Origin of the sequence: Nonomuraea sp. NPDC049750, from assembly GCF_040659625.1 — a bacterium.
In the GTDB taxonomy this organism is placed as follows: domain Bacteria; phylum Actinomycetota; class Actinomycetes; order Streptosporangiales; family Streptosporangiaceae; genus Nonomuraea.
The window spans coordinates 1-15,754 of record NZ_JBFANB010000044.1 but is presented as its reverse complement, the minus strand read 5'-3'; the positions used below and the strand labels follow the sequence as shown (position 1 = coordinate 15,754).

At 69.5% G+C, this 15,754-nt stretch carries 16 protein-coding genes, 1 tRNA gene and 1 pseudogene; 5 read left to right on the top strand and 13 right to left on the bottom strand.

Annotated features, from left to right (window positions below; genetic code table 11):
* Window positions 1–126: 126 nt before the first annotated feature.
* The 3 genes from AB0J16_RS54315 to AB0J16_RS54305 all read right to left on the bottom strand — a co-directional run bounded on the left by AB0J16_RS54315 (window position 127) and on the right by AB0J16_RS54305 (window position 4,952).
* Window positions 127–2,112: a BTAD domain-containing putative transcriptional regulator gene (locus tag AB0J16_RS54315; RefSeq protein WP_358555542.1), complete on the bottom strand. Its 1,986-nt coding sequence runs from the start codon at window positions 2,110–2,112 to the stop codon at window positions 127–129.
* Between the two features lie 248 nt (window positions 2,113–2,360).
* The gene (gene pruA / locus AB0J16_RS54310) at window positions 2,361–4,034 is read right to left on the bottom strand and encodes an L-glutamate gamma-semialdehyde dehydrogenase (RefSeq protein WP_358555539.1); all 1,674 of its coding nucleotides are present in this window, start codon (window positions 4,032–4,034) and stop codon (window positions 2,361–2,363) included.
* On the bottom strand, window positions 4,035–4,952 hold the full coding sequence (locus AB0J16_RS54305) for a proline dehydrogenase family protein (protein WP_358555536.1): 918 nt from the start codon (window positions 4,950–4,952) through the stop codon (window positions 4,035–4,037). It abuts the gene before it with no gap.
* A gap of 76 nt (window positions 4,953–5,028) precedes the next feature.
* On the opposite strand from AB0J16_RS54305, the gene AB0J16_RS54300 reads away from it, so the two are divergent.
* Entirely contained in the window at window positions 5,029–6,087 is a 1,059-nt protein-coding gene (locus tag AB0J16_RS54300) for a helix-turn-helix domain-containing protein (protein WP_358555534.1), read from the top strand.
* Between the two features lie 37 nt (window positions 6,088–6,124).
* On the opposite strand, the gene AB0J16_RS54295 is transcribed toward AB0J16_RS54300, so the two are convergent.
* From AB0J16_RS54295 to AB0J16_RS54285, 3 genes are all read right to left on the bottom strand, one after another.
* Window positions 6,125–6,715, bottom strand: coding sequence for an FMN-binding negative transcriptional regulator (locus AB0J16_RS54295; RefSeq protein ID WP_358555531.1), 591 nt, complete (start codon window positions 6,713–6,715; stop codon window positions 6,125–6,127).
* A gap of 10 nt (window positions 6,716–6,725) precedes the next feature.
* Window positions 6,726–7,829, bottom strand: coding sequence for a glycosyltransferase (locus tag AB0J16_RS54290; protein ID WP_358555528.1), 1,104 nt, complete (start codon window positions 7,827–7,829; stop codon window positions 6,726–6,728).
* A gap of 131 nt (window positions 7,830–7,960) precedes the next feature.
* On the bottom strand, window positions 7,961–9,793 hold the full coding sequence (locus AB0J16_RS54285; protein WP_358555525.1) for a SpoIIE family protein phosphatase: 1,833 nt from the start codon (window positions 9,791–9,793) through the stop codon (window positions 7,961–7,963).
* A gap of 118 nt (window positions 9,794–9,911) precedes the next feature.
* On the opposite strand from AB0J16_RS54285, the gene AB0J16_RS54280 reads away from it, so the two are divergent.
* Window positions 9,912–10,568 carry a GAF and ANTAR domain-containing protein gene (locus AB0J16_RS54280; RefSeq protein WP_358555522.1) on the top strand — a complete coding sequence of 219 codons (657 nt, stop codon included), beginning with the start codon at window positions 9,912–9,914 and terminating at the stop codon, window positions 10,566–10,568.
* 19 nt (window positions 10,569–10,587) lie between these two features.
* Here AB0J16_RS54280 and AB0J16_RS54275 read toward each other — a convergent pair whose 3' ends face one another.
* Complete coding sequence (locus tag AB0J16_RS54275) at window positions 10,588–10,944, bottom strand: STAS domain-containing protein (protein ID WP_357946367.1); 357 nt, start codon at window positions 10,942–10,944, stop codon at window positions 10,588–10,590.
* A 176-nt stretch (window positions 10,945–11,120) separates the two neighbouring features.
* Between AB0J16_RS54275 and AB0J16_RS54270 the strand changes: the two genes are divergently transcribed.
* Together AB0J16_RS54270 and AB0J16_RS54265 are read left to right on the top strand one after the other, a co-directional pair.
* The gene (locus AB0J16_RS54270) at window positions 11,121–11,891 is read left to right on the top strand and encodes a SigB/SigF/SigG family RNA polymerase sigma factor (protein ID WP_358555519.1); all 771 of its coding nucleotides are present in this window, start codon (window positions 11,121–11,123) and stop codon (window positions 11,889–11,891) included.
* A 16-nt stretch (window positions 11,892–11,907) separates the two neighbouring features.
* Window positions 11,908–12,321 (top strand): ATP-binding protein, encoded by a 414-nt coding sequence (locus AB0J16_RS54265; RefSeq protein WP_357945833.1) that lies wholly within the window; start codon window positions 11,908–11,910, stop codon window positions 12,319–12,321.
* A gap of 105 nt (window positions 12,322–12,426) precedes the next feature.
* Here AB0J16_RS54265 and AB0J16_RS54260 read toward each other — a convergent pair whose 3' ends face one another.
* The 4 genes from AB0J16_RS54260 to AB0J16_RS54245 all read right to left on the bottom strand — a co-directional run bounded on the left by AB0J16_RS54260 (window position 12,427) and on the right by AB0J16_RS54245 (window position 14,498).
* Entirely contained in the window at window positions 12,427–12,621 is a 195-nt protein-coding gene (locus AB0J16_RS54260) for a hypothetical protein (RefSeq protein ID WP_219538302.1), read from the bottom strand.
* Window positions 12,622–12,627: 6 nt separating this feature from the next.
* A complete protein-coding gene (locus tag AB0J16_RS54255; protein ID WP_358555516.1) occupies window positions 12,628–13,452 on the bottom strand; it encodes a hypothetical protein in 825 nt (274 codons plus the stop codon).
* Between the two features lie 5 nt (window positions 13,453–13,457).
* Window positions 13,458–14,003: a hypothetical protein gene (locus tag AB0J16_RS54250; protein ID WP_358555513.1), complete on the bottom strand. Its 546-nt coding sequence runs from the start codon at window positions 14,001–14,003 to the stop codon at window positions 13,458–13,460.
* A gap of 69 nt (window positions 14,004–14,072) precedes the next feature.
* Window positions 14,073–14,498, bottom strand: a complete 426-nt coding sequence (locus AB0J16_RS54245) for a hypothetical protein (protein ID WP_358555510.1) — start codon at window positions 14,496–14,498, stop codon at window positions 14,073–14,075.
* 85 nt (window positions 14,499–14,583) lie between these two features.
* Here AB0J16_RS54245 and AB0J16_RS54240 point away from each other — a divergent pair.
* A tRNA-Pro gene (locus tag AB0J16_RS54240) sits at window positions 14,584–14,660 on the top strand.
* Window positions 14,661–14,734: 74 nt separating this feature from the next.
* Here AB0J16_RS54240 and AB0J16_RS54235 read toward each other — a convergent pair.
* Together AB0J16_RS54235 and AB0J16_RS54230 are read right to left on the bottom strand one after the other, a co-directional pair.
* Window positions 14,735–14,884 carry a hypothetical protein gene (locus tag AB0J16_RS54235; RefSeq protein ID WP_358555507.1) on the bottom strand — a complete coding sequence of 50 codons (150 nt, stop codon included), beginning with the start codon at window positions 14,882–14,884 and terminating at the stop codon, window positions 14,735–14,737.
* Between the two features lie 348 nt (window positions 14,885–15,232).
* Window positions 15,233–15,754: pseudogene (locus tag AB0J16_RS54230) on the bottom strand (hypothetical protein); the annotation flags it as partial.

The following is a 15,754-nucleotide window of genomic DNA, read 5'->3' as shown; positions in this document are numbered from 1 at the left end:
TTCGCCGCCCTCAGGAAAATGTTCGCGGATATCGAGGTTGCGCGGATACCGAAAACTCATGCGGCCGACGACGACAACGTGTGGTTCATCAGGCGACGATCCGGGGCCATCGAACTGCAGCTGGATTCAATGCCTAATGGCGATCCCCCGTTCCTGCTGGAATCCGATTCCGGGCGAGCCAGCACGTGCAGCGTAGAAGAGGCGATTACGCTCTTGATCTCCTGGTTGTTCGTATGAGGGAATGTGCATGAAGGCCTGTTCTTTGGCGAACAGTCGCATCAGGCCGGACATCTCGTAGTGGTCCGGTCGGGGCGAGTCCAGGAGCCGAGTGTCCAGCAGTCTCTGGAACAGCCGCTCAGCATGGTCAAGTTCCACGTCGGTGAGTGCGGTGGCGAAGGGGGGAGTGACGTAGGGGTGGCGGGCCAGCAGGCAGAACAAGCGAGTCAGGTCCGGTCCGCTGGGGTCGTTCTTCAGTTCTCTGAAGCTGACGCTGTACACGGAGCGGATGGATAAGTCGTCTATCTCCAGTTCGTCCAGGCGATGCTGTTCGCTCTCCAACTTGTCCGCCAGCCAGCGGAGGGGCCAGTTCGGCCGGGACGTCAGTCGGGCGCCCGCGATGCGTAAGGCGAGAGGAAGGCCTTCGCAGTATCGGGCGATTCGCAGAGCCGCGTCCGGCTCGGCGGCGACGCGGTCGTCGCCCGCCAAGCCGCCGAGCATGGTCAGCGATTCCCGCTCGGGCAGGGCGTTCAGGTGGTGGACGGCGCAGCCCAGGGTCGTCAGGGAGCGGCGAGCGGTCATGAGGACGCCGCAGCGCTCGCCGGGGAGCAGTGGTTCGACCTGGGCTGTGTCCACCGCGTTGTCGAGAAGCACCAGCAGGTCGCGGCCCGACGTGAGAGAACGGAATCGGGTGGCCGCCTCCGCCGGTTCCGCCGGCACATCCGCCGATGCGACGCCGAGGGCCCGCAACATACGGGCCAGGGCTTCGGCGGGTTGGAGGGGCTTCGCTTCTTCGCGGGATCCTTGCAGGTCGACGTAGAGCTGGCCGCCGGAGAAGTGGTCGCGTAAGCGATGGGCCAGGTGGATCGCCAGTGCCGACTTGCCCATGCCGCCGCCTCCGGTGATCACGACGGCACTCGACCCGCCGGGGTTGGTCATGAGTCGTTGCAAGGACGCTAGGTCCTGCTGCCGTCCGGCGAACGCCGGGACGTCCCGGGGCAGTTCCCAGGGCAGTTCCAGCGGCAGTTTCAGGGGTGGTGTCGCCGAGGCCGGGCCATCTTGGGCGGCTGCGGCGCGGGCTGCGGCGCCCGCGCCGGGGAAGGATCTCCCCTCGAGAATGGCTTGGTGGAGTTCCCGCAGCTCAGGGCCGGGCTCAAGGCCGAGTTCCGCCCTGAGTGTCTGGCGTGCTCGGCGGTAGGTGTCGAGGGCGTCGGCGCGGCGGTCGGCCGCGTGCTGCGCGCGCATGAGCTGCGCCCACAGGCCCTCCCGCAAGGGATGCTCTCTGGTCAAGCCCTGGAGCTCGTGGATGAGCTCAGGCCCCCGCCCCTGCAGCAGTCCGGCCTCGATGCGGGCCTCGGTGGCGGTGAGCCGGCGTTCGCCCAGCCTGCTCACCTCGGCGGTCACCGCCGTGGTGGGCAGGGTGTCGGAGTACGGCTCGCCGCGCCACAGGGCGAGCGCCTGGGAGAGAAGCCGGTGGGCCTCCCCGGCGGCACCCTTGACCAGCGCGGTGCGCCCCTGCGCGGTCAGGGCGTCGAAGCGGGCGACGTCGGTCTCCTCGGCGGCGCGGCGGATCTCGTAGCCGGACGCCCGGGTGATGATCGTCTCGCCGCCGTCGTCGCCGAGTGCGCGCCGCAGTTGCAGGATGTAGCCCCGGAGCAGAGTGGCCGCCGTCGGCGGCGGCTTGACCGGCCACAGCTCGGCGATCATGTGTCCTGTGGTGATCGGCCGCCCCGCGCCGATCGTCAGCAGGGCCAGCAGGGTTCGGGGGCGCGGGCTGGGGATCGGAGCCCAGTCGCAACCGGTCCAGAACCGCATCGGCCCGAGCACCTGTAATCGCATATGGACCCCCGTCGCCTCCCCGATGCGGGCCCCCGCCGACACCAGGACGATCTCCACCTGCGGAGCAGAACATGCCCCCACACCTTCGTCGAGTTCGTGAAGGACGAACGCTTTCCCCGGTGCCTGGCCAGGGTGCCGCAACATGTCGGCACCATCCAGAGGTTTCCGTCTGAGTGCAAAACTCCAGCTCAAGGGGCCGAGCGACCGGACGTCCCCGTGCGGGCGCGGGACGGGGCGGCCCGCCGGCCAAAAGGTGAAAGGCACCCCGAGTCCGGGGTGCCTTTCACCTGTTCAGCCGCTGGACCTCAGTAACCCAGCTTCTTCAGGTCCGGCTGCTCGAACGCCGTCTGCGGAATGTCACCCCGGTAAGGACCCGTGATGACCGGCGGGACGAAGGTCTCCTTGATCGTACGGGCGTTCACCCAGCGGATCAGGTTGAAGATCGAGCCCGCCTTGTCGTTGGTGCCCGAGGCGCGGGCGCCGCCGAACGGCTGCTGGCCCACGACCGCGCCCGTCGGCTTGTCGTTGATGTAGAAGTTGCCCGCCGCGAAGCGCAGCCGCTCCGAGGCCGAGGCGATCGCGTAGCGGTCCTGGGCGATGATCGACCCGGTCAGCGCGTACGGCGAGACGCTCTCCATCTGGTCGAGCACCGCGTCGAAGTCGCCGTCCTCATAGACGTGTACGCCCAGGATCGGCCCGAAGTACTCCTTGACGAAGATCTCGTCCGTGGGGTCGGCGCACTCCAGGATCGTCGGCTTCACGAAATAGCCGGTGGAGTCGTCGTACGAGCCGGTGAGCAGGTCGATGTTCGAGGCGGCGCGCGCCCGGTCGATGGCCGCCTTGTGCTTGGCGAAGGCCCGGTCGTCGATGACCGCGCCCATGAACGTCGACAGGTCGCCCGCCACGTCGCCCACGGTCAGCGACTCGGCCGCGGAGACGAAGTCGTCGCGCATGCGCGACCAGACCGAGCGCGGCACGTACGCCCGCGACGCCGCCGAGCACTTCTGGCCCTGGTACTCGAAGGCGCCCCTGACCAGCGCGGTGGCGAGCACGGCCGGGTCGGCCGACGGGTGGGCCAGGACGAAGTCCTTGCCGCCGGTCTCGCCGACGAGGCGCGGGTAGCCGCGGTAGGAGGCGATGTTCGCACCGACGGTGCCCCACAGGTGCTGGAAGGTCGCCGTCGAGCCGGTGAAGTGGATGCCCGCCAGCTGCGGGTGCGTGAGCGCCACCTCGGAGACCGCCTGGCCGTTGCCGGTGACCATGTTGATCACACCCGGCGGCAGGCCCGCCTCCTCCAGCAGGCGCATCGTGAAGTGCGCCGCGAACTGCTGAGTGGGCGAAGGCTTCCAGACGACGACATTTCCCATCAAAGCCGCCGACGTCGGCAAATTTCCGGCAATGGCGGTGAAGTTGAAGGGGGTGATCGCCAGCACGAAGCCCTCGAGCGCCCGGTACTCCATCCGGTTCCACACCCCGGGCGACGACGCCGGCTGGTCGGCGTACAGCTGCCGCGCGTAGGCCACGTTGAACCGCAGGAAGTCGATCAGCTCACAGGCCGAGTCGATCTCCGCCTGCTGCGCCGACTTCGACTGCCCGAGCACGGTCGCGGCGTTCAGCGTCGCCCGCCACGGCCCGGCCAGCAGGTCGGCCGCCTTGAGGAAGACCGCCGCCCGCTCGTCGAACGACAGCGCCCGCCAGGCCGGAGCCGCGCGCAGCGCGCTGTCGACGGCGTCCTGTACGTCCTGGGCCGTGGCGTCCTGAATGCGGCCGAGGACGGAGGCCTTGTTGTGCGGCTGCACCACGTCGATCGGCGCGCCGCCGCCCAGCCGCCGCTCGCCGTCGATCGTCATGGTCAGATCGATCGAGGACCCGGACAGCTCCTTGATCCGGTTCTCCAGCGTCGTACGCTCCGGGCTGCCCGGCGCGTAGCCGTAGACCCGCTCGTTGGCGGGAACCGGCACGTTGCTGATGGCGTCCATTTACTTACCCCCAAGGGCACGAAGGAAGAAGGCGACGTTGGCGGGCCGCTCGGCCAGGCGGCGCATGAAGTAGCCGTACCAGTCGTCGCCGTAGGGAACGTAGACGCGCACGGTGTGACCGGCCCCGGCGAGGTCCTCCTGCCGGTCGGTGCGGATTCCGTACAGCATCTGATACTCATAGGACCCGAGCCGGCGGCCGAAGCGGTCGGCGAGCAGCTCGGTGATCGAGATGATCCGGTCGTCGTGCGTCGCCACCATGGGGTACCCCTGCCCCGCCATGAGGGTCCGCAGGCATCGCACGTACGCCTTGTCGACCTCGCTTTTGCCCTGGTAGGCGACCGAGGCGGGCTCCCGGTAGGCGCCCTTGACCAGGCGCACCCGCGAGCCCTCGACCGCCAGCGCGCGGCAGTCGTCCGCGCTGCGGAACAGGTAGGCCTGGATCGCCACGCCGGTCGACGGGAAGTCCGCGCGCAGCTTGCGCAGGATCGCCAGCGTCGAGTCGACGGTGGTGTGATCCTCCATGTCGAGCGTCACGGTCGAGCCGCCCGCGTCGGCGGCGGCGCAGATCTCGCGGGCGTGCTCCAGGGCCATCGCGTCGTCGAGCCGCTGCCCGACGGCCGACAGCTTCACCGACACCTCGCCCCGGCGGCCGAGATCGAGCGGGCGCAGCGCGTCGAGCAGCGTGATGTACGCCTTCGCGGTGGCCGCCGCCGCGCCGGCGTCGCGGGTCTCCTCGCCGAGATGGTCGACGGTGACGGCGAGTTTGGCGTCGCGCAGCCGTTCGATGGCGGTCCGGGCCTCCTGAACGCTCTCACCGGCGACGAACCTGTCGACGACCTTGCGAGTGAGGGGGAAGCCGGATACCGAGCGGCGTACCAGCGCGCTCCGGGAGGTGGCGAGTAGCAGTTGACCCAGCATGTTCTCAGCCTAAAACCGCAGCTCACAACCGGGCCATCGACGCGCGTAACGCCACGTGTGGCAGGCTGTCATACAAATGCACAACTCGGCAGATCTACAGGAGACCGTCGACGAGCTCGCCCGCCTGCTGGGGGCGTCCGCGACGCTGGAGGACCGCTCGTTCCGCCTGCTGGCGTATGGCGCGCAGCACGGCGACATCGACACCGTCCGCCAGGAGTCGATCCTGCGCAGGCGCGCCACCGGCGAGGTCCGCGACTACTTCGAACGCTACGGCATCGCCCGCGCCCACGGCCCGGTCAGGATCCCCGCGGACGCCGACCTCAAGGTCTTGGCCAGGGTCTGCTGGCCGTTGCGCCATGGCGAGGTCACCTACGGCTACCTGTGGCTGCTCGACTCGGGCAGCCTCACCGAGAAGGCGCTGAGCCGGGCGGCCCCGCTCGTCGCCAGGGCCGCCGCCGCGCTCGCCCAGGAGGCCAGGAGCCGCCACGACCTCGGCCACGGCCTGCGCGCCCTGCTCTCGGCCGACCCGGAGGAGCGGGCCGGCGCCTCCATCGAGGTGTTCGGGCCCGTCACCGCGATCGCCGTCCGCGAGTCGGAGGAGCGCGTCGCCGCCCTCTGGACGCTGCCGCGCGGCGTGCTGGCCCGCGCCGGCTCGCCCGTCGCGCTGCTCGCCCCCGCGCACCTGGCCGCCGAGGTCGCCCACACCCTGCAGAGCGCGTACGGCACGGCGGCCGGCACCGGCGCCCCCCGGGCGGACCCGGCGGAGGCCTGGCAGAGCTGGCGCGAGGCGCGGCAGGCGCTGCGCGTCGCCGAGCACTTCCCCCGCTTCGCGCCCGTCGCCCGGTGGGAGGACCTGGGCGTGCACCGGCTGCTGGCCCGGCTCGGCCAGAGCGACCTGCGCGAGCTGGCGGCCGAGACGGGGGCGCTGGACGCCGAGCTGGCGCACACCGTGGAGGTCTACCTGGACCACGGCGGCCACGCCCAGAAGACGGCCGCCGAGCTGGGCATCCACCGCCAGACGCTCTACTACCGGCTGGGCAAGGCCGAGCGGACGCTGCACCGGGACCTGTCGGAGGGCGACGACCGGCTGACCATCCACCTGGGCCTCAAGGCGGCCCGCCTCCTGGCGCCTTAGCCGGCGGGTCTTACGGATGGCTGAGGGCTGACGCGTCTTACAGGTGGCTGAGGGCTGAGGCGTCGCCGGGCCCGCCGCGTTCGGTCAGCCCCTTGGCGACCCGCTGCCGGTGAGCGTCGTCCTTGTGCCCGTCGTACTTGAACTTGCCGCGGATCTCCTCGATCGCCAGCCGGATCCCTTGGATGCCCGACATCAGCCGCGGCATCCGGGCCGGATCGCCCTGCCCGGGTTCGAGGTCGGCGAGCTGCTCGCGCAGGATCTCCAGCTTGCCCTCGGCCTCCTTGACGATCTCGGCCCGGCAGATGAGCTGGACGGAGGAGTAGAACGTGGTCGGCACGCCCAGCTCCGGCTCGGCACCGGGCTCGGCCCGCCACCGGCCGGGGATGTAGGCCCAGGGGCCCGCCACCGACATGACCACCTTGGGGTTCTCGTCGATCGCCGCCCAGATCGGGTTCGGCCGGGCCAGGTGGAGCACGATCGTCCGCTCATCCACCAGCAGGAACTGCGTCGGCACCACGACGGGCACCTCACGGCCGTGGCCCGCGGCTATCAGGTGCCCGAACTGGTGGTCTTTCACGTACGCCAGGGACTGCTCGTCGGTGCCCGCGTCCCAAGGGTGAATCAGCATAAAAGGAACTTTAAGCGCAGGCGAGTTCGTACACCCGCACCAGCTCCTGGCTGACCCGCTCCCACGAGTAGCGCGAACGGGCGCGGTCAGCGCCCGCGTAGCCGAGCGCGGTGCGCAGCGTCGGGTCCGTCAGCAGTTCGCGGGCCAGGCGCGCGGTCCGCGCGGGGCGGTCCGGCGGCACCAGCAGGCCGGTGACGCCATCGATGATCGAGTCGAGGTGCGCGCCCACGGCCGAGGCGATCACGGGTACACCGCAGGCCATGGCCTCCAGCGCGACGATCCCCGTCGTGGCCTCGCGCGGCACCGACACCACGGCGTCGGCGCTGCGCATGAGCTTGGGCACCGCGGTCCGCTTGACCTGCCCGAGCAGGGTCACCCGGTCGGCCACGCCGAGCTGCTGGGCCAGAGCGCGCAGGCGGCGTACCTCCCGGTCGCCGTCGAGCAGGTCCGGCTCGGGGCCGCCCGCGAGCACCAGCTCGACGTCCTGGAGGCCCTGCAGCGCGCGGATGATCGTGGGGGCGCCGCGTTCGGGGGTGAGCGGGCCCAGGTGGAGCAGGCGCTTGCGGCTGCCGCGCGTGGCGACCGGGCCCTGGCGGTGGAAGCGCTCGGTGTCGACGCCGTACGGCACGATGGCGATGTTGTGGCGCGGCACGCCGAGCCGGATCAGCGCCGACTCCTCGTCACCGGAGCCGGCGATGACCGCTCTGGCGCTGCGGCCGAGCGCGCGCTCCAGCTTCACGTGGGCCGCGTCGACGGTGTGGAAGGTCTGGGTGACCGGCACCCCCAGGCCGCTGGCGCCCGTGACGGCGGCGAGGCCGCCGGTCCAGGAGTGGGCGTGGATCACATCGGGGCGTTCCTGGCTCCAGCGCCGGCTCAGATATTGGCCGACGTCCTTGAGGTACGGCATGACGTCGGCGGGGGCGAGATCGCGGGCCGGGCCCACCTCGATGTGCTCCATCATCACACCCGGGGCCACCCGCGTCCTGGCCTTGCCCTCGGCACTGTCACGACGGGAGTAGATGGTGACGTGGTGCTCGCGTCCCAGTTCACGCGCTACGGAGAGAATGTGGTGACGCTTGTTACCGGTAGCGGAAGCGACGATCGCGATATTCATGGCACACCTCAGCGTTAAAACAGCTTTCAAGGTGTGCCTGCGTCTTAGGCACGTCGTTCTTCCCCCGACCTTACCCAAAGATGGCTCAACCGCAAACCCCCGCAGATCAGACGCCGCAGAGCCGGCACCACTCAGACGCCACGCAGCGCCAGCACCACGATCTCGTCCCACACCTGCCCGCCGGAGAACGCGTGCCGGTCCGCCTCGACCGCCTTCACGATGGTCGTAGGCGCCTGACCGGCGCATCTGCCCAGTACGTCGGCCAGCCGCTCCTCGCCGTACGGCTCGCCGACCTCGTTCCTGGAGGAGATCAGCCCCTCGGAGTACAGCAGCAGCGTCTCACCCACCGCGACGGTCAGCTCCTCGGCCTCGGTCTCGGCCTCCGGCGAGATGCCCAGCGGCACGCCGCCACCCGAGGCGAACCGGACGCTCCCGTCGGGCAGCAGCAGCGCGGCCGGATGATGCCCCGCGGACGACAGGCGGATCCTGCGCCCCCGTACGAACCCGGCCACGACCATCACGAACATGCCGGTCCCCTGCGTCACCAGGGCCTCGTTCACCTTGCGCAGCACCACGTCGGGATCGGACTCCCAGACGCTGAGCACCCGGACCCCGCCCCTGACCATCGCGCTGACCGACGCCGCCTCCTCGCCCTTGCCCGCGGCGCCGCCGAGGGCGAACGCCCAGCCGTCCGCGACGGGGAAGACGTCGTAGAACTCGGCGCCGACCGAAGCGCCGGGATTGTAGATCGCGGCGGCCTCGTATCCGGGCACGTCCGGCAGGTTGCGCGGCGCGACGGTGGCCGACAGCGCGTCGGCGGCCCGCGAACGGCTCTGGAAGCTGCTCTGCGCACGCACCGCCAGCCCGAGCTGGAGCCCGACCTCCTGCATGACCCCCAGGTCGGCCAGCGTGAACGGCGGCCGGTCGTGCGACCTGACCAGCGTGAGCACGCCGTCGGCCGGGCCGATGGGCACGCACAGCATCGAGCCGGCGCCCATCGCCGTCAGCAGCGGCCCGTCGGCGCCGAAGCCCAGCAGCGTCTCGTCGTCGACCATCTCGTGCACCACGCCGGAACCGCGCTCCAGCACCTGGGTCACCACGTGGCTCGCGGCCGGCTGGGCGGACTCGATCTGGCGTACCAGGTCGCCCAGCGGGTGGTCCTTGGGCGCCACGACGGCCGCGCGGCGGGCCAGACCGTCGCGTACCACGTCCGCGATCACCCAGTCGGCCCAGCCGGCCGCCAGCAGCCGCGTCGCCCTGGGCAGCGCCACAGGCTGCCGCAGCGCCTCCTCATCCAGCAGCAACGTGGTCATCGTGGCCAGCAGGTCCTGGCGCTTGGCCGCCGCCAGCAGCAGCGCGCCGTCGGACTGCTCGGGCCGCCGCGCGCCCGGCTCGGGCAGTTGCACCTCGGTCGGCAGCGCCACGGCCGCCACCATCTGCTGCGGCTCGCCGGGCATCGTCAGCCTGGTCAGGGCCACCTGGACGGTATGGGTCCGGCCCTGGTGCGCCAGCCGCGACTCGAACGCCGCCGGCTGCCCGGTCTGCAGCACCGACATCAGGTGCGAACGGAACGCCGCTCGCCGCGACACGTCCACCAGCAGCGGGAACGACCGCCCGACCAGGTAGCCGTCAGGGCTGCCCAGCATCCGCGAGGTCTCGGGGTTGATCCGCCGGACCACCCCGCCGCCGTCCAGCACGATCACCGGCACGGGGAAGGCCCGGTAGACCTGGCGCAGCAGCTTCAGCTCCCGCTGGCCTCCGTCCTTCTTGCCCCCCTGCCGCTTGGGCGCGTTGCGCAGCGCTTCACGCGCCTCGGCCAGCAACTCGGCGGCGGTGTCGAGCTCCGCGAGTGCCGCGTCTAGAGTCGGCGCAAGGTCGGAGGGGTAGGCCGCCCGCGCCTCGCGCAGGGAGGAAACACGTCCGGACAGAGCGTCCAGGGCGTGTTCGAGGCCGGGCATGGTCATTCTCTGACGCTACGCCACGCTGGATAATGCTAGCTATAAGGGGTAGGGCTTGCTTGCTATGAAATCAACGGCGATGATCACCCCCGGACTTGCCCGTAACCTGGCGACTCTCGGGCGGTTGGGCGAAGACAACTCAACGGAAAGCGTGCTGCGCGGTCTGACCACCGCGCTGGCCGACGGAGTCCCCGGCTGCTCGGGCGGTTCCGCCGAGCACTGGCGGGACCAGCGGGTGCTGGTGTCGGGCTCGCACAGCGAGCTCATCATGCTGGTCGAAGGCGAACGCGACATCGGCGAGGGCCCGTCGACCGACGCCAGGCTGACCGGCGGCCGGGTGGTCGTGACGGACGTGCTCAGCGACTCGCGCTGGCCGCGCTACGCCCCGCTCGCCGCCCGCTGGGGCGTGCGCTCGGTGCTCACCGTGCCGATCCGGCTCGACCCCGTCCTGCTGGTCATCGGCCTCTATTCGGTACGGCCGGCCGCCTTCTCCCCGCAGGCCGCCCAGGCGCTGGCCGACATGCTGGCCGAGCAGGTGGGCGTGGCCATGGCCAACCTGTGGGACTTCGAGGAAGCGCGTACGGACGCCGCCCAGCTTCAGGAGGCCCTGGCCGGTCGCTCGGTGATCGACCAGGCCAAGGGCATCATCATGAAGACCAGCGGGTGCTCGTCCGAGGCGGCCTTCGAGGAACTGCGCCGAATCTCACAGCACCACCAGGTCAAGGTGGCGGACCTGGCCAGGCTCCTGGTCGACGAGCACCAGAAAAAGTCCCGCCGCTAGCGGCCTTGGTGGAATGTGCTCAGCCAATGGCGGCCAAGGCGTCGTCGAGCGTGTCGTACAGCGGCAGCCGCTGCGCGAGCCCGGTGATCCACATGACCTTTGACTTTGAATATTCCACGCCGACCAGGGCAAACCTGGCACCCGATGCCAGGCTGGTCTGCCAATGGTGGACGATCAGGCCGAGCGCGCGCGAGTCCATGAACGTCACTCCGGCCAGGTCCAGGATCAGCTCGGAACCCGCCAGAGAGAGGTAGTCGGCGAACTGCTCGCGCGTCGTGGCGTCGAGCACGCCATCGACCTTGATCACCGTGATCTCGTCCACGGTCGACGACGTAAGGCTCAGGGCCGTCACCGCCCCTTCGCCGTTCTCCGGCATTGTCACGGGGCAACCCTACTGTCACCGCACGAAGGAGGAATACTTCTGCCGTGAGGGGGGACACTGGATCCGAAGTCCAGCAGAGGGCTTCCGTCTCGGATGTAGAGCGAGGCCGGCCTCTGCATGGGCTTTTCCTGCAGGTGGAGGCGGCCCTGCGACCCATATGAGGAGCAGCCATGGCTGTGCGGGAATTCGTCCTCGAGGAGTTGACCGCCGAAGAATTGCTGGCCGAAATGGCCGGCGAAGCCACTACCGACAGTCACCGCGAACGCCTGAGGGAGCGCATCGTCGAGATGCACCGCTCGCTCGCCATGGAGATCGCCAGACGCTACCGCTACCGCGGTGAGCCTCTGGAGGATCTTCTGCAGGCCGCGTACGTCGGCCTCATGAAGGCCGTCAACGGCTTCGACCCCACTCTCGGCCACGCCTTCAGGGGCTACGCCGTCGTCACGATGACCGGCGAGGTCAAGCGCCACTTCCGCGACCGTACCTGGGCCATCCGGGTGCCGCGCCTCTATCAGGAGCGCCGCTCCGAGCTGAACCGGCTCGTCGCCGATCTCAGCCAGGACCTGGGACGCTCCCCGACCGTGGCCGAACTGGCCGCGAAGATGAACATCAGCGAGGAGGACGTCCTGCTCACGCTCGACGCCTCGGCCGCCTACAGCACGCTGTCGCTCGACGCGCCGCTCGGAACCGAGGACGACGCCGCCTCTCTCGGCGACATCATCCCGGAGGACGACGATACGCTGAGCAAGATGGTCGACCGGCAGGCCGTCAAGCCGCTGATCGACGCGCTGCCGTCGCGTGAGAAGCACATCCTGCTGCTTCGCTTCTTTGGGAACATGACACAAGCCGAAATAGCGGCAGAGTTCGGCATCTCGCAGATGCATGTATCGCGAATCCTCCGTAAAGTGCTGGACCAGCTACGTAGTGAGCTAGTCAGCTGATTAAGGCGGTTACCGGGTGAACGAGGATGTCGATCCTCAGGCGGGCTCCATCAGCCCGCCACCGGGCGCGCCGGTGAAAAAGCTGAGCTTCCGGTTGCCGGACCTCCCGCGGGTTCGCCAGTTCGCCGCGTCCGAGGCCCGCGAGGTGGGCATGGCGGAAGAGGCGGTGGGCGATTTCGTCATCGCCGTCAACGAGGTGGCCACCAACGCCGTCACCCACGGCACGGTCGACGCACAGCTCCGCACCTGGGTCCACGACGGCGAACTGGTGGTCGAGGTACACGACGAGGGCACCTGGAAGCCCGGCCCGATGCCCGGCTCGGTGGGCGGGATGGGACTCTGGGTGGCCCGCCTGCTCTCCTCCGACCTGTCGCTGCGGGTGGGCGGCGAGGGCAGCACGGTCACCATGCGCTTCCCCAGCAAGACCTGATCTCACCAGACATGAATCGACATGTGCGCGCGCGACGCCCCGTGATCATCTCGTGATCATCGAGTGCGCCGCGCGCTGTCGTGCTGTGTCCGCTATCGGCGTTCGTTATCGGCGGGTACGGCCTCGCCAGCCGCCGTAGCTCTTGACGCTGGCCGTGCCGATGCCCGCCTGGTGCAGCGCCAGCAGGGTGAGGCCGAGCAGCATGAACGTCGTGCCGGAGATCCCTGACCCGATGCTCACGTTCAGCAGGTCGAGCAGGAAGCCCAGGCCGAAAATGATCGCCGCGACTATCGCCAGCATGTCCCGTTACCTCGTTCCGTAGGCCGTATCGGTTGCGTGGCTCGTCTCATGGCCTGTTGCGAGACCTGTCTCGTGCCCTGATGTCTCGTGCCCTGTCTCGTGGCCTGAGAGGGTGAGCAGCCGCTCCAGCACGACCCGGTAGTCGCGCAGGGCCAGCCGTAGCTGCTCGGTGTCGCCAGCGCCCTTCCAGCGGTCGCGCAGCTCGCCCGTACGAGCCGTCAGACCGCTGGTGATCGCCTCGACGACCTCTTCGACCAGTCCTTCGGCCCGCTGGACGGCGTCACTGGGGTCGTCCACGAACGAGGTCTGCAGCTCGCGCCAGCGGCCCTGCACTTCGGCCGGGTCCTGGTCGAACAGGACGACGGACTGAGGGGCGGCGTGGGCCGGCGCGCTCTCCACCACCATGGGCTCGCCGGCCACGTCGTCGGTGCCGCCGCCGTACTCGGGCTCGGAATCCGCCAGCATGTCGCCGCCCGTCGGGGCGTACGGCTTGTGGTGGCGGGCGCCATTCCCCTCGTCGTTCTCGTCGTTCTCGTCGTTCTCCGCGTCGACCTGCGACCGCTCGTCACGGACGCTGTCTTCCCTGCTGAGGTCGGCGGTGGGGGTGTCGTTCGCGCGGAAGTCGTCCTTGGGGGAGCCGTCGTCCCTGGCATCATCGTCTGGAACGGCATCGGCACGGAAGCCGCCCACGCGGTCATCGTCCGTACGGAAGTCGTGTGCGCGGTCATCGTCCGTGCGGAGACCGTCCCTGGGGGCGTCGTCGTGCCCCCGGGCATCATCGTCGACTTGGTCCGCCCGTTGCGACGGCACTTTCAGCTCGTCGCTCGTCATATCGGTCACCGTCCTCGCGTGGTCTCTTGTAGGAGCTCTTCGAAGAGCGCGCGGTAGTGCACCATCGCCTGACGGAGGTCCTCGGTAGAGGCCTCCTTCCTGGCGGCGCGCCCGCTGATCTCGTGGGCCGCCCGGTAGTGGTCCAGGGTGGCACCGTGCCCGACGGACAGGTCGGACACCCGCTGCTCGAAGTCCTCCGTGGGGTAGCCTCGCTCCGCCATGACCGCCGCCACCAGCTGGTCGGCCTCGGATACCGCGAACCCGGGGGCGTCGACGAAGCGCTCCTGCACCTCGTTCCACCGGGCGGCGTAGCTGTCACGTGACTCCTCCGGCAGGGGCCGGATGTCCAGCTCGGAGTGGCGCTGCTCACGGGCGAGCAACTCCTGCTCCGCGTCGTGCCTGCTGTCGTGCTCCGCCATCAGGCGTTCGTACTCGGGGCCGAAACGTGCGCGGAGGCGGCTGCGGCGCTGCTGCTGCAACACCACGTAGCCGACTGCGGCGAGGGCCACCACCGCGACCACGACGACGACCACCCAGATCAAGGTGGACATGATGTTCGCCTCCGGTCTCTAATGTCGAGACCAGCGACTGCCCCCGTACGAGCGCCCGAAACGCCGGTGTCAGCGGCCTTCCAGCGCTTTCCTGGCCGCTTCCAGCACTGTAGCGACGTGTGAGTCACCAGGGGCGGCGGCGACCTCCCTGAACCCGCTCACGCTGTCGTAGCCGACGTCGAGCCCGGCATCGACCAGCCGCTGCGCCCACCGCAAGGCAGTGTTCAACCGCTCGGCCGCCGGCGGCTTCCCCTGCGCGGCGGCGGACAGGTTCCGCAGGTTCGTGGCGGGCCCGGACTGCGCGTGCTTCCGCTCCAGCTTCCACGGTACGGCCCGGCTGTGATCGAGCATCGGCTTGGCCAGGCCCGCGGCCCGCTTGGCCTGCAGCACCCCGGACTCACTGACCCCGAAGTGCGCGGCCAACTCCTGCACACTCATCCCCTCGGCGACGAGCCTGGCCAGCTCACTCCGATCGACGGTCGGCCTACGCCCCACGAGCCCCTCCCGCTGAGTACACGTGCGGTTCTGATGTGCGCTAAGGTTATGACGTCTCGCCCCGCAGGGGGTGATCGACACAAACCGGGACGTAGCGCAGCTTGGTAGCGCACTTGACTGGGGGTCAAGGGGTCGCAGGTTCAAATCCTGTCGTCCCGACCAGGTTTTTCTGGTCGAGCAGGGTGTCACTCTTCTGGGTGGCACCCTTTCGCGTTGGTGAGCGACTAACTGAGTGACTACCAGGCGAAGAGGGTGTCCATCGCCGCAGCTCCTTGCAGGAGTACCGGGCGGATCTGCTTGCGGTGGACGGCTTCGGTGACCGCCGTGCCGCTGTGGCCGACGAGCCGGGCGATGTCCTCCAGGGGGACGCCGGAGTCAGAGAGCACTCATAGGAGATCAAGGCGGCGGGGCGGCGCGCCGCCGCACCTCCGGCCCTCCGCCCGCCCGCCGTCCGGGCGTGCGGCCTGGGGGCCGGTCCCGGACGGCGGCGGGACACCGGGTCGGCCACCGCACGCCAGTACCGCCGTACGAACCGAACGCTCCGACCGGGATTGCCGCGCCGCCGCACAGATGCGGCCCTTACGATCGCCACGGTGTGGCTGGCCGCCGTGCATGGCTGGGGGCGATCGGCGATCCAGGGTTCGTTCCTCACCCTGGCTCACTGAGCAACGTGGCTGGCCCTCCGATCAAGGCAGGCGCAGGCGTGCGGAGGCATGCGCGATGCGGCGCCATGTTCATGACCCTTGGCTGAGAGAGTCCACCGGGCGCTCGGGGCATTCCAGGCAAACGAACAGGTAGAGCGATCCAGCATCTTGGATCACGAGGTCGGCTGGATACAGAATCTCGGAAGGGGCATGAGGGGGCAGCGGACGCTCTTCGATAGGAGCCCAACGCTTTCCCGTCTCGATGTCGAATTCCCGGCTAGCAATCGTCAACAGATGCGCCATCTCGTGGCCTTTACCGCATTCGACTTGCACGGGATCCTGAATCCAGCGCACCCAGCCGCTGACCTTGCTGCCTGGAGCACTTGAGGGGTGGTCGAAATAACTCCAGTCGTCAGGGTTCGGGAAATCCTCTTCCCAGGCCCAGATTCTCTCTCTGAGCTCAGCAGGAAGTCCCCAGCCCGCCGGATACTCCTCCACCCGCTCCGGCGACAACACGGACTCTTTTTCATCCTCAGGCGGCCTGGGCAACGCGGTGGTTCTGAAGGACGGCGATGGCCTTGCAGAGGTGGCCGGCCTTGGAAGGGCTGCAGC